General features: G+C 29.5%; 12 protein-coding genes. All 12 read right to left on the bottom strand.

The window, feature by feature from the left end; all coding sequences use genetic code 11:
• A partial coding sequence (locus tag K9H14_05065) for a hypothetical protein (GenBank protein ID MCG9479565.1) occupies positions 1-345 on the bottom strand: 345 nt, incomplete at its 3' end.
• A gap of 225 nt (positions 346-570) precedes the next feature.
• Positions 571-1599 carry an NAD-dependent epimerase/dehydratase family protein gene (locus K9H14_05060; GenBank protein MCG9479564.1) on the bottom strand — a complete coding sequence of 343 codons (1029 nt, stop codon included), beginning with the start codon at positions 1597-1599 and terminating at the stop codon, positions 571-573.
• Complete coding sequence (locus K9H14_05055) at positions 1584-2894, bottom strand: nucleotide sugar dehydrogenase (GenBank protein ID MCG9479563.1); 1311 nt, start codon at positions 2892-2894, stop codon at positions 1584-1586. Before K9H14_05055 ends, K9H14_05060 begins: the two co-directional genes overlap by 16 nt.
• A 178-nt stretch (positions 2895-3072) precedes the next feature.
• Complete coding sequence (locus K9H14_05050) at positions 3073-4056, bottom strand: glycosyltransferase (protein ID MCG9479562.1); 984 nt, start codon at positions 4054-4056, stop codon at positions 3073-3075.
• Positions 4053-4991 (bottom strand): glycosyltransferase, encoded by a 939-nt coding sequence (locus K9H14_05045; GenBank protein ID MCG9479561.1) that lies wholly within the window; start codon positions 4989-4991, stop codon positions 4053-4055. The genes K9H14_05050 and K9H14_05045 overlap by 4 nt, the downstream gene beginning before the upstream one ends.
• A gap of 148 nt (positions 4992-5139) precedes the next feature.
• A complete protein-coding gene (gene pseH / locus K9H14_05040; protein ID MCG9479560.1) occupies positions 5140-5643 on the bottom strand; it encodes a UDP-4-amino-4,6-dideoxy-N-acetyl-beta-L-altrosamine N-acetyltransferase in 504 nt (167 codons plus the stop codon).
• Between the two features lie 86 nt (positions 5644-5729).
• Complete coding sequence (locus K9H14_05035) at positions 5730-6836, bottom strand: DegT/DnrJ/EryC1/StrS family aminotransferase (protein MCG9479559.1); 1107 nt, start codon at positions 6834-6836, stop codon at positions 5730-5732.
• A gap of 79 nt (positions 6837-6915) precedes the next feature.
• Positions 6916-8535, bottom strand: coding sequence for a methyltransferase domain-containing protein (locus K9H14_05030; protein MCG9479558.1), 1620 nt, complete (start codon positions 8533-8535; stop codon positions 6916-6918).
• A gap of 12 nt (positions 8536-8547) precedes the next feature.
• Complete coding sequence (locus K9H14_05025; protein ID MCG9479557.1) at positions 8548-9555, bottom strand: glycosyltransferase; 1008 nt, start codon at positions 9553-9555, stop codon at positions 8548-8550.
• The gene (locus tag K9H14_05020) at positions 9536-11065 is read right to left on the bottom strand and encodes a lipopolysaccharide biosynthesis protein (GenBank protein MCG9479556.1); all 1530 of its coding nucleotides are present in this window, start codon (positions 11063-11065) and stop codon (positions 9536-9538) included. The genes K9H14_05025 and K9H14_05020 overlap by 20 nt, the downstream gene beginning before the upstream one ends.
• Positions 11066-11206: 141 nt before the next feature.
• Positions 11207-12214: a hypothetical protein gene (locus K9H14_05015; protein ID MCG9479555.1), complete on the bottom strand. Its 1008-nt coding sequence runs from the start codon at positions 12212-12214 to the stop codon at positions 11207-11209.
• Positions 12215-12750: 536 nt separating this feature from the next.
• Positions 12751-13680, bottom strand: a complete 930-nt coding sequence (locus K9H14_05010; GenBank protein MCG9479554.1) for an SDR family oxidoreductase — start codon at positions 13678-13680, stop codon at positions 12751-12753.
• Position 13681: the final 1 nt, after the last annotated feature.

The following is a 13681-nucleotide window of genomic DNA, read 5'->3' as shown; positions in this document are numbered from 1 at the left end:
TAAAACTTTGTATCGCCGATCATCATAAAAAGGCAGATAAACTCTATAGAAAAAGAATTCTGGTATATAATTCAACAGTGCTTTATCACTTAATTGTTTTTCTTTTTTATATAAATAATATCTAAAATAGTGAAGGGGATAACATTTCCAATAATTTTGGATAAGTAGTATTTCTTTTTTTATCTGTTGGCTACTTTTTTTATTAGAGCAATTTTTAAAATCTTCTTCTGCATTCTTTTGGTTCTCATATGTTATTCTAAATATATACCTATGTCCATACTCCCCAGCTTTAAGAAAATAATATATAGGAATTTTATTACTTTCTAAAATACTAATATTATTCAACTCCATCCAAGCTTAAAAGGTTAAAACATATTATTTTAAAGAAATTAAATAGAATTTACATATCTTTTTTTAATTCTTTCAATTTAAAAAGTATATTCTCTCTATATAATTTTTATATATATAAAAAAATCTACTCTCTTATTTTTTGAGTATATATCCTTCATTTATCATTCAAAAATAGCCATGATTTCCAATGAGTTTTGTTTCCAAATAGAACCTTCGACTTTAGGCATTTCCCAATTGTAATACCTTTATTAAATCAACTAATCCTCTATAGAATTTTTTCACCGGTTTATATCCAAGATCTTCCCTTATTTTCTTTAAAGATGCTAAGCTTTTATCAACATCTCCTTTCCTTTTATTTTTATAAAAAACATCTATTTTTCTATTCAATTTTTTTTCTAAGAATTTAATCATTTCATTTAAGCTAATTATCTCCCCACAAGCTACATTATAAAAATTGCCATACGTTTTATGATTTTGAGAAACCATTGAAAGTAAATTAGCATAAACAACATTGTCTATATGGGTAAAATCCCTACCTTGTTCTCCATCTCCAAATACTGAGAGTTTCTTATTTAAGCTTAAATTCTTTAAAAATATAGGGATTACTGCAGAATATATTGAGTCCGGGTTCTGTCTTTTTCCAAAAACATTAAAATACCTTAGTGATATTGTTTTAAGTCCATAGAGTCTATAAAACAACCTTACATAATACTCAGAAGCTACTTTTGTAGCAGCATATATTGATTTTGGATTAAGTGGCATTTCTTCTATTTTAGGCAATTTCTCTGAATCCCCATATACAGATGAAGATGAAGCAAAGATAAATTTTTTTACATTATTGTCAATTGAAGTTTTCAGCATATTCATAGTTCCACATACATTTACTTCATTAACTTCAATTGGTTCTTCCAGGGATCTCTGTACTGAACCTAGCGCAGCTTGATGGAATACCACATCTATTTTTCTTGTAACTTTCTCACAATCCTTATAACTTCTTATATCTCCTTTCACAAAGGTAAAATTTAAATCTTTCCTATATCTAGATGCGTTTTTTATAGCAATATCAATATTACTCTCAGTACCTGTTGAAAAATTATCAATTCCAACTACCCTAAAATCTTTTTTCAAAAAGAATTCTAAAAGATTGGAACCAATAAATCCTGCTACTCCAGTAATAAGTATATTTAAATCTTTAACTTCTGGACTATTTTTTAAAGATATGTTTTCTATTGTTATAACCTCCAGTATCTATATCCAATTTCCTCAACTATTGTTTCTTGAAATATTCCCTTTATATCAAATATATAAGGCTTCTTATTTCTAAACTTAGATTTTAATTCTAATAAATCAATATTTTTAAAACAATCATGAGCAACACAGAAAACTGCTGCATCTATATCTTTTATATGATTATACTCTATAAGATTAATATTATAATTTTCTAATACCTCTGTTCTATCCGCTACAGGATCATAAATTAAAGCGTTAATTCCATACTGGATAAAATAATTATATAAATCAATTATCTTAGAATTCCTTACATCTTGTGTATTTTCTTTAAAAGTTGCCCCAAATAGAGCTAATTTTAATCTACCTATAGAATCATGGTTATTTAATAACCTCTTCAATATTTCATTGCCAATAAAATTGCTCATATTATCATTTATTCTTCTTCCAGCTAGAATTATTTCTGTATGATATCCAAGCTCTTGAGCTTTATAGGTTAAATAGTATGGATCTACACCAATACAGTGTCCTCCTACCAATCCTGGCTTAAAATTTAAAAAATTCCACTTAGTGTTAGCTGCATTAATAATCTTTGTTGTATCAAGTCCTAATTTTGAAAATATTATTGCAAACTCATTAACAAGTGCTATGTTTAAATCCCTCTGAATATTCTCAATTACTTTTGCTGCTTCAGCAATTTTAATACTCTCTGCTCTATATGTACCCGCCTCAATAATTTTAGAGTAAACCTTTTCAATTATATCTAATGTTAACCTATCCTGTGCTGAAACAACTTTTACAATATTTTCTAGAGTATGTATTTTATCACCAGGATTTATCCTTTCAGGTGAATATCCTATATGGAAATCAGTTTTATTTTTGTATCCTGATACTTTTTCGAGGAGAGGGATACACACCTCCTCAGTAGCACCAGGGTATACAGTTGACTCATAAACAACTATTGAGTTCTTAGGCATATTCTTACCAACAATCCTAGTAGCATTTAGAACTGCGCTAAGATCTGGATCATTATGTTTATCTATCGGTGTTGGTACTGCTATTATAAAAAAATTTGCAGTCTCTAAATTCTTTTCATCCGAGGTTATTACACAGTCTATAGTACCTTCATTATTCTTTTCAACTATATTATTTTTATTCTTTAGCTTTTTAACTTTCGTCTCATCTATATCATAACCTATTGTTTTAAAGTATTTACTTAAATTCATAAGCAAAGGAAATCCTACATAACCTAACCCTATTAATGCTATTTTTTTATTTTTATTTTCAAGATCTTTAAATAAATTTTTAACGGGCATAAATTTTCCACCTTTTTAAAATAATAATTTCTAAATATATTCTTACTAAATTCTTACCTTTGCCTTTATTAATATTTAGGATTTTCAAATAATTGTATATCAAACATAAACTTATCTTTTACACCCTTGGCCAAACTTACTATTAGATATACGTTCTGTATATACGAGAAATAAAAATTTAAAAAGAATTTTTTATTTTTACAAACATTTTGTTTAAATATTCAATATTAGTTCTTCTAAAACAACTAACCATCATACCTAATATAGCTTTTAATTTTAAGGTAAAAGATCCTTTTTGGAATGCTAATATAAACTCCTTTCTCGCTTCTTTCCTTTTTTTGTTTAAAATAAAAAATCTTCCCATTTGAATGTGGTGTTTTGCTTCAATAATTTTCCTTTTTATTTTTAATTTATTTCTCTGTTTGGCATCTAGGGAATCAACAAAATATAGTTTATAGCGTACACGGTTCTTAATCAATTCAATTTTTCGGCGATTAGTATTTTGATCTGGGTGTCTCCTCCAATAACCTAATAATTCATTCTTGTAAAAAAATCTACCCTTTAAAGCAAGTTCCAACCAAGTTGGTAAGTCTACGCAATATGAATTTGGGTATTGCTTAAAGCCCCCAATAGACATTAAGGAATTTTTTCTTATCATTATTGTAGAAGAAGGAGAAATAAAATTATCTAATAATAACTTATTTATGGCTATACCAATTGGATAATTATTTAGAACAGATCTACTTAAATTATGGAACCTAATCTTTTCTATTATTTCATTATTTTCATTTACTTGTAAACCTCTTCCCCAGGATAAAATAATCTCATTATTTTCAAATACAGGTATTTGCTTTTCCAATTTATTGAGCGGCCAATAATCATCTCCTTCCAGAATAGCGATGAGAGAACCCTCTGAAATATTAAGGGCTTTATTATAAGTTTCATGTAACCTATGTATTCCAAGGTTTTTTTGTTTAAAATATTTTATCCTCTTATCATTGTAACGAGATATTATCTCAGGAGTTCTGTCATCAGAACCATCATCTATAATTATTTGCTCCCAATATCTATAAGTCTGATTTATAACACTTTCAATACAGGTAGATATAAACTTTTCGCTATTATAGGCAGGGGTAATTATAGAAACCAAAGGATGCTTCATTGGATATTCCTTACTTTACTTTTTAAAAATTTCAATATTCTATAATTAGATGTATACAATTTTCCGCCCAGTAAAGAATTTAAGAACAATAAATAAGCTTGCATATTTAAAGGATTGGCCTTTATCGCTTTTTTAAAATATTTTTTCCCATTTTTCGTATCATGGGCTTCAGCCATAAATTTTCCTATATAAAAATACCTTTTAGATAGTATTTTTTTATTTTTACTAAACTCTGAAAAATGTTTTCTTAATATTTTTTTACTAGATTCTATTAGTGCATTGTGATTAGTAGAAATAGAAATAGGCGTATAATAAACATTTACCAGTGGCTCATCAATAAATTTAAATTTAAAGTATCTGGATATTCTTAACCATAATTCCCAATCATGTAGCCTCTGAATAGACACATCGAATAATCCTGCTTTACTAAAACAGTCTTTTTTTAATAATGCAGCCTGGAGTGTTACAAAATTACCGTTCAACAATTCTTCATGAATCCATCCTTCTTTTTTCTTTATTATTTTGTTTGGTTTATAACTTTTACAACCTTCGTGTATTTTCCAAAAAGCAGAATAAACTACCCCTGTATCATCATTCATATCATTAAAGACTTTTATCTGCGTTTCAAGTTTCTTAGGAAACCACTCATCATCACTATCAAGAAACGCTATATATTCAGCTTTAGCCATCTTAATTCCTGTATTTCTAGCGGCAGCTCCGCCCATATTTTCTTTATGCTGTATATATTTTATTTTTTTATCCTTTAATTTATTTATAACTTCTTTAGTATTATCTGTTGAACCATCATCTACTATAATGATCTCAATACCATTATAGTTTTGAGCAAGTACACTTTCTATAGCTCTTGGTATCAAACTAGCCCTATTATAGGTAGGTATAATAACACTAACTTTTGGGGATTTTGCTTTATCCATAATTTCTTAACTACCTCGTGAATTGGTTAGAATTAATTAATTTTTTTATTAATATCAATTTTTATGATAAATACTAAGCTTTTATAATTATATTACCAGACAGTATGCGAGGCTAAGCAAGTTTTATTACAATGATAATTCTTTTATTTTAATCCTTATCATTAATTTTTCCTTTTCTCATTAAGCTCATTACCAAAATATTTTTAATATCACTGTTTTTTAATATTCTTTTATCTAAAATCTTTTCTTCTACAAACCCACATTTCTTGTACAACTCAATTGCCTTTATATTATCAGTAAACACTTCTAGATAAATATAGTTTAAATCTAATTCCCTAAAAACATACCCAATTAATTTTTTTATTAGAATTTTCCCATAGCCTTTACCTTGATGTTCAGGGGTAATACAAAACCCTAACTCACAAGAATTCTTTAAATAATCAATGTTCTTTATTTGTCCATAACCAACTGGTACATTGTCAAAAGCAATAAATACTAAATGGCTTTTATCCTTTAGGAATCGTCTATACCATTTTTCTTGGTCCTCTTTTGAAATATTAGCATCAGTAAAAAGATATTTATTTATAAGAGAATTATTTCTAACCTTTCTTACAAACTCTAGGTACCCCTCGGTTAATGGAAATATTTTCAAATTACTTCACCAACCTTTATTTATTATTGAAATAAAAATTACCATTATTTTTTTAACATTTAAATCATTTTATACCTCTAACCATTTCAGTCTTTAAAACTCAAAATGGATTCAATAATGTAATCAACTTCCCTGTCTGATAAACCTGGATATATTGGTAAGCTAAGTATTTTTTCCGCTACTCTCTCAGCAATTGGCAAGCTAGGTGTATTACCATAACATTTATATTGATGAATTGGTTTATAATGAACTCCTGTAGCAATTCCCTTCGATTTGAGATATGAGCTTAACTCATCTCTATTTTCACATTTAATGCAATATATATGCCAAGAAGATTGATAAATATTGTCATCATCTAGCGGAGTTTCTATCCATTCAACATTTCTAAAAGCATTTGTATATTCCTCTGCAATCTTTTTCCTTTTAGTATTCATAGAGTCTAATTTTTTTAACTGGATCAAGCCAATACTTGCACTAATATCGTTCATATGGCATTTCAATCCGATTTCATCAACAAAATATTGCCACCAATATGATTTATCGAGTTCAGTTCTATCCCAAGTTCCTTTGTCAATACCTAACCACCGTAATTTTTTAGATCTTTCATACCATTTCTGATTATTTAAAGTTAATGCACCTCCATCACCTGTTGCTAAATTTTTAACAGCATGAAAGCTAAAACATCCTATATCACCTAGACTTCCACACTTTTTATCTTTATAAATTGATCCACATGCATGAGCAGCATCTTCAACTATAGGAATCTCTCCAACAATTTCTCTTAATTTGTCTATATCAACTGCTCTCCCACTATAATGTACTGGTATAACAGCTTTTGTCCTTGAAGTAATTTTTGCTTTAAGATCTTCAAAATTAATCAATAATGATTTTGGGTCTATATCTACAAAAATGGGGGTAGCTAAATTATAAGTAACAACATGAGCAGTTGACACAAAAGTCATTGTAGGAACAATTACTTCATCTCCATGGTTAATATGTAACAATTTAAGTGCAAGGTCTAAAGCCGATGTTGCAGAATTCAAGCCAACTGAAAATTTTGTACCTATATATTTTGCAAATTTTTTCTCAAACTCTACCGTCTTAGGACCCAGCCCTAGCCAGCCTGACTTTATGACTTCTTCTACAGCTTTTACTTCTTCTTCACCCATAAATGGTTTAAATACTTGGATCATTGTACACCTCTTTAATATATTTTAATGCAAATTATATTTACAATATAATTGCATCCCAGCGCTATGATAATTTTTTTTATTAAATTTCAATGATTGTAAAAATGATATGTTCTTTGACATATAAATCCAAAACTTTTAAACCATTAGCGGTAACAATACTTTTTAAATTTCTCTTTGTAAAAACATGAACATGATGGGGATCACTATGATAATCTTTTTCTGTCACAGATAAAAAAAGCTTACCCTTAGGTTTTATAATTCGCTTCACTTCCTTTAAAAGAGCTCCAGTATCTTTAATGTGCTCTATGACCGCTAACATATACGCATTGTCAAAAGTTAAATCGTCAAAAGGTAATTTTAATATATCAGTAACAACAAATTGTAAATTTGGGAGTTTAAAGTTATTGATAGCATATTGGACTGCATATTCCGAAGCATCTACACCTATTATTTCAATATTTTTATTCTTTTTAGCCACTAGGTACGCTCTTACCCCTATTCCACACCCTAAATCTATAATTTTTTTTTCCAAAACATCTCTATTTAAAAGCTCCTTTGTTATAATATGACTTTGATACCATTCTAGTGAAAATCTATCTCCTTTCTTTGATAATTTATTTAAGTTTTCACACCAGTCTTTATCAAGTTCACTTTTTTCTGAATCTATTAAAATCTTCTTTACACTTTTTTCATAAGTATATTTCTTATAAACTTCCTTCTGGCCTTTAATGGCAATTTTATTCCTTTCTTCTCCATTTACTAAGTAAAACTTTATAAGATCAATTAATTCATTTTCTCTAGTATACCAAACTAAATGTTTTCTATTAGTAAAAACTTTCTCCAACCCTGGAGTATATCGTTGGATATAAAAAGAACCGGTAGCTAAGGTATTAATTAAACGATTAGAAAAATATGCCTCAAGTTTAGTATGTTTTGGATCAAGAATTCCAATATTTATCTTTGCTTTACTGCAATATTTACTAAACCCCTTACCATAAACCGGATTTCCAAAATTAATACCAGTGTTTTCCCAAGCAGATCCAATTACTTTGACATTGAATAAACGTGATAGTTTCTTTAGCAAAGGCAACCGTAAGACTTGATTGTTATTTCCTATAAATAGCACATCATATGCTTTCCTACTTTTATAATGCTTAAACACATCCGGCTCCGTTGGGCAAGGCATATATTTAAAATTATTAAACCCCTTTCCTTTATTTACCTTAATATGGGTCTTGTTGGATATATAGATATAGTTTGAAACTTTTGCCAACTCGCAGTGATAGGACGAATATATTGCATCTCCATAAAACACAGAAATAGTGCAATTTAATTTTTTTTTAAGATCAGAAAGAAATTCTGATGATATCATATTATCTTTAACGCTACCGCCCAAATGGACGTGATTAGGTTTAAAATTCATTATTTTTTTATTAAGAAATGCCATATCTTCTCTAATTATATCGAAAGTTATCGTCTTTCTAAATTTCCGGAAGGCTTTAAGCCAGTAAAAATTAGAGTTATCTGGGCTAAAATAATCAATATAAAAAACTTTCCTACCTTGGTTGATGCCAAAATTATACTTTTTTGGTTGGAACCCCCTAAAAATATAGGCAAAAATGCTTTTTAAAAAACTAAAAAAACTTTTCTCTCTATAAGCTTTAAATACCCTTTTTGCTACTACATAAATTTGATTCATCTAATTATCTTTTTATTTTATGTTTTCTATTTCTTCTAAAAATTGATCAGTTATCTTTTTCCAAGTATTTTTAAGAGCTATTTTTCTTCCTTTCTCCATTAATTTTGACCTTTTCTCTGGATTATTTAAATAATACTTAATAAGCTCCCTTAAATGTTTGGGTGATTCATACTGCGGAACAGCGCCTTCAAATATCTCTTCAATTCCAGAATTCTTATCAGAAATACAAAATCCACCGCTTGCCAATATATCAAAAATTCTAACAGATACAAAACCTTCTTTTCTCATATCTTCATGATGATCATTCAACGTAATCAAGGAAGAAGCATAAAGCTCATTGAGTTTTTGATTATCAAAATATTGTCCACCATAATACTTTGGTGGCAATATATCTTTCCATCCCCTACCCCAAACTTTAAAGTTATAGCAAATTTCTCCTAAGTCCCTAACAATTTTCCTACCTCCTTGTATTGATTTAGTATTACCAATAAAAATTACATCATATTTTATCTTTCTTTTTATAGGTTTTTTTCCTGTTGCACCTATCAGGAGATTGGACTCAAACCCCATTCTATTAATTTTATTAATAAATGAAGAAGATAAGCAAAAAAGCTTATCATATTTTTCTAATATTTTCTTATCGATCAAATCTGGATGACTATATATCCAGATAATATTATATGAACTTTTTGGTATTTCGGAAGGGATTCCAAATAAATGAATGGAAACATCAGGACTAAAATCTGTGATAGCATACCCCATTTTCCCGAATGCTTTAGCTAATTCATATTTGACCCAATAGTCACCCCCTTGTATGCTTGTATAAAAATCAATAGTAGTATCAGAAGGACTTATTATATTTATCCTTGTTTTAGATAATAATTCCATTAAAGACTTTTTAAATTTTTTTAACTTCATAGGATATAATGTGAAAACTATTTTTAATAGTAAAACTTCAATAAAATTCTTTTTTCTTTTTAATATAATCTGTTTTAAATAGTTAGCTATTTTTACCTTCAAAACTCCTCTTTCTTTTTATCCCTAAAGAATTAAATATAAGTTTCATGTCTTCAAAAACATTATAGTGTAAAATTTTACGATATAAAAAAATAATACCTATAAAAGCTACAATTCCAATAACTATAGAAAACAAAAATCCTACTAAGCTATACTGGTTAAAAAACATCCCAAGTATAAATATAACAGAAGCCATTACAACAGTTCCACTTAAAGGGGGCAGAAGTATACCTTGAAAATCTTTGAAACTGAGACCAGCTTGTTTTTTAGAACCAGCAAACCAAACCGGGATACAAGCGCAAACAGCTAAAAGTACAGATAAGGACGTGCCAGCTATTTTCCATAGCATAGTTAGTGGGTATATTGTTATAGCCAAAGTAATCACCCTACAAAGATTCATTTTAAAATCTAGATCTGGTCTACCTCTTGAATTAAACAAGGCTCCTCCAGTACCAATCATTACTCTAACCATAGCAGAAATAGCTAATATTTTTAATGCTGGTACCATGGGCATCCACTTTTCACCAAGGAAAATTTGCGTAAACTGCGGTGCTAATATAAATATTCCTCCAGCAAGTGGCATGGAAAGGAAAATAATAAACCTTACCGTTCTTAGATAAGCATTTTTTAACTTTGGAATATTATCTTGTAATTTTGAGTAAGCAGGGAATGCTACCCTTGATAATACACCTATTTCTGAACCTGGTAAATTTGCAAAACGGAAAGCCATTTGATAAAAACCAAGTGCAGTAGCACCTAATACTTTACCAAGAAAAATATCATCACCTTGTATTGCAAGAAAAACCACAATACTCGAACCTAGAACCCATTTCCCAAAATTAAAAAGCTCTTTTGCTTGCCTAATATTAACCTTTATTCTTGGTCTGTACGGTTCAATTATATAGGACATTATACATCTTGCCATATTTCCTGCTAATAGGCCAAAAACTAAAGCCCATACAGTCTTTAATAATAGAGCCAAGGTTAATGCTACCGTTACATCAACTATTGTACCCACGAATTGATATTTAAAATAATTTTTAAACTCTAGCTCTTTTTGAAAATATAAAACTGCTATATTTTTTAAGTTATGTAAAATAATTGAAGCTGCAATTACCTGAAGAATTGGTTCTGCATCAGGAGCACCAAAAAAAATAGAAGCTGGTTTTGCTACGAAAAAAACTATAACCGCTATTGCGAATCCTCTAATTAAACCAATCGTCCAGGCAGTGTCTAAAAAACTTCTGGTTTCTCCTTTCTTCTGTATCAGAGCATATTGGAAACCACTTTCTGTAAAAGTTTCAAGTATTGATAAGACCAGTAGTGCTATACCAAAAAGACCAAAATCTTTAGGTGATAAAAGTCTTGCTAATACAATTGTCCTTAGTAACTTAAATACTCTATCGGTAATTCTTAAAGAAAAAACCCAAAACCCTCCTCTTATTGCTTTCGAGGATAGGCCTCTGCCAGGAGAAAATTTAAATTTTTTAAAAATATTAATTATTTTTTTCAAAATGGTTTAATAAGCTTTTTTCTAAATTGCAAACTTGAAAATAGATATGGTAATTTAATATTATTAAATAATAAAAACTTCACAGTTATTATCTTAAAAGGGTTTCGGTAGTTATTTTATATAATACCATTAGAAAATTATTTATTTCCTTCTATAATTTCCTCTTAGATTGAGAAAGTAATTAGCTAAAAACGCTGCCACAACTCCAACTATCAAACTTAGAAATACTATAATTATTAAATTCCTTTTCCTATTACTCTCACTCTTATAAACTGGCTCCTCTGTCAAAACCTCTACCCTATCGGTTATAACTTCCTCATCTACTTCAATAGTTGCTTTCAAATTTTCTAAATCCATCAGTTTTTTATGATTGCTAAAAATTTCCTGTTTATAGAGTTCTTTCTCTTTATGTATCTCAGCTATTTCGACCTGTATCTTATTAGGCGGCATTACCAAGCTATAAAAAGAGTAATTGTCAATAGTACTCTCCTTTTTAATCTCATCAACCAATCTCAAATTATAATCCACTATAAACCTATGCAGCTGTTCATATAAACTCTCTAACTCCTTATCAAATTCTACTAATATAGTTGCAAAATTTCTGTTTTCATTTTCCAGTAATTTAACATCTTCTTTAATAGTATCTAAAAAACTATTAAAGGCATCCTTGTTGTCTCTTTTTACAAACTCGTCAAAACTATTCACAAGGGTTATTACAATATCACCAGCCAGTTCCTTCTCAGCCTTTGACACACTAACATTGAATATAGTGGTATTTTCATTCAGTGCTATTCTAACCGCATCAGATGTTAGCCATTTATTATAATCTTTAACACCTTCCAAATCTCCCAAGGGCCTAAATACATCCTCAGTCTTAAATAAGGCAGGGGTATTATCAATATTTATGAAATTTAGCTCACTTGCTTTAATGGGATAAAATTCAGAAAGCTTATCATTTGTATAATCTTTTCCAATATCAAACCTGCAAGTTGCAGTATGTGTAACTGGCTGCATAAAGACATATAAGAGACCTAATAACAGAACCACTGTTACCGACCCTAAAAACCACCATTTTCTGTTTACAAAAACCCTAAATATCTCCCTAAGGTCTATCTCATCCTCTTTTATATTCTCATTATTTGGATTCATAAGTAACCTCTCAAACTGAAAATATTATATTTAATTATTAAGATCTAATGAGGATATTAGCAAATAAATTTTTAATAATAAAAAAATCTATGAATGCTTCCATTTTATAATATTTTACTAATATTACTGACATAATCAAACAACATCCAAGGTTATTGTTAATTATTTTCTTTTTTATATAAATATACGATTTCCTCTAAAGCTTTTTTCTTTAGCCTATAGCAGTACCTAGCACTTTCCTCAGCCATTCCCCCAACTTTATTTATAGGACAAGAATAAGTGTAATATGAAATAAGAATTTTCTTATGCCTATCATCTAGCTCCTCTAATAATTCTGCAAGCTTAGTCTTAGAATCAAACTACTTTATAAACCACCAGCAGATGTCTTCTCTTTTTTCTCTACCTTATTGCTGTTGGGAAAAACCATTGAATTAGACTCCAGGAAATAATGATCTTTTAACAATTTTAAACATTTAATTACTTCGGTTTTACTGTCTTGCATTTTAATTAATTAATATTAGAAGATTAACAATAAATCATTTACCCTGAAACCATTTAATGGTTTCGACTATGCCCTTCTCAAACTCTACCTTAGGCTCCCACTTCAAAATTTTTCTTACCTTAGAAATATCAGGTTTCCTAACCATTGGGTCATCTTCGGGAAGATCCTGAAATACAATCTCGCTTTTACTGTTAGTCATAGACTTAATTTCTCTAGCCAATTCAAGAATAGTCATCTCCTCAGGATTGCCTATATTTACAGGCAAATGATAATTAGAGTTTATTAACCTATATATGCCCTCCACCATATCTGAAATATAACAGAAGCTCCTGCTCTGCCTGCCATCTCCATAAACAGTAATGTTTTTCCCTTCCAAGCACTGGCTTATAAAATTAGGTATAGCCCTTCCATCATTTTTCCTCATCCTGGGTCCATATGTATTAAATATCCTCACAATATAGGTATCTACACCTTGCTGCCTGTGGTATGCCATAAGCATGGCTTCAGCAAATCTCTTGGCTTCATCATATACACCTCTGGGTCCTACAGGATTAACATTTCCCCAATACTCTTCTGTTTGAGGATGTATCTTTGGATCCCCATAAACCTCAGAGGTGGAGGCAAGTATAATCTTTGCCCTCTTAACCTTGGCCAGTCCCAATATATTATGGGTACCCAATGCCCCAACTTTCAAAGTCTGTATAGGCAATTGCAGGTAATCAATAGGACTTGCAGGAGAGGCAAAATGAAAAATTAAATCTATATCTTCCTTGATATCTATAAATTCTGTTATATCATGATTTATAAATAAAAAATCCTCTCTTCTTATATGTTCAATATTCTCCAAAGAGCCAGTAATCAGATTATCCATACATATGACTCTAAAATCCCTTTCCAGCAAATAGTCACATATATGGCTGCCTATAAAACCCGCCCCTCCGGTAACCAAAGCAGTTTTTTTCATT

It is taken from the genome of Actinomycetes bacterium (genome assembly GCA_022396035.1).
Lineage (GTDB): Bacteria > Actinomycetota > Humimicrobiia > Humimicrobiales > Humimicrobiaceae > Halolacustris.
Note: the sequence above shows the minus strand (reverse complement) of the source record. Positions and strands in the feature narration are given on the sequence as shown.

What these genes read in the sequence shown, in the direction of transcription:
- K9H14_05055 (MCG9479563.1), bottom strand. Translation starts at nt 2,894, where the DNA reads ATGCCCGTTAAAAATTTATTTAAAGATCTTGAAAATAAAAATAAAAAA.
- K9H14_05050 (MCG9479562.1), bottom strand. Translation starts at nt 4,056, where the DNA reads ATGAAGCATCCTTTGGTTTCTATAATTACCCCTGCCTATAATAGCGAA.
- K9H14_05045 (MCG9479561.1), bottom strand. Translation starts at nt 4,991, where the DNA reads ATGGATAAAGCAAAATCCCCAAAAGTTAGTGTTATTATACCTACCTAT.
- K9H14_05035 (MCG9479559.1), bottom strand. Translation starts at nt 6,836, where the DNA reads ATGATCCAAGTATTTAAACCATTTATGGGTGAAGAAGAAGTAAAAGCT.
- K9H14_05030 (MCG9479558.1), bottom strand. Translation starts at nt 8,535, where the DNA reads ATGAATCAAATTTATGTAGTAGCAAAAAGGGTATTTAAAGCTTATAGA.
- K9H14_05015 (MCG9479555.1), bottom strand. Translation starts at nt 12,214, where the DNA reads ATGAATCCAAATAATGAGAATATAAAAGAGGATGAGATAGACCTTAGG.
- K9H14_05010 (MCG9479554.1), bottom strand. Translation starts at nt 13,680, where the DNA reads ATGAAAAAAACTGCTTTGGTTACCGGAGGGGCGGGTTTTATAGGCAGC.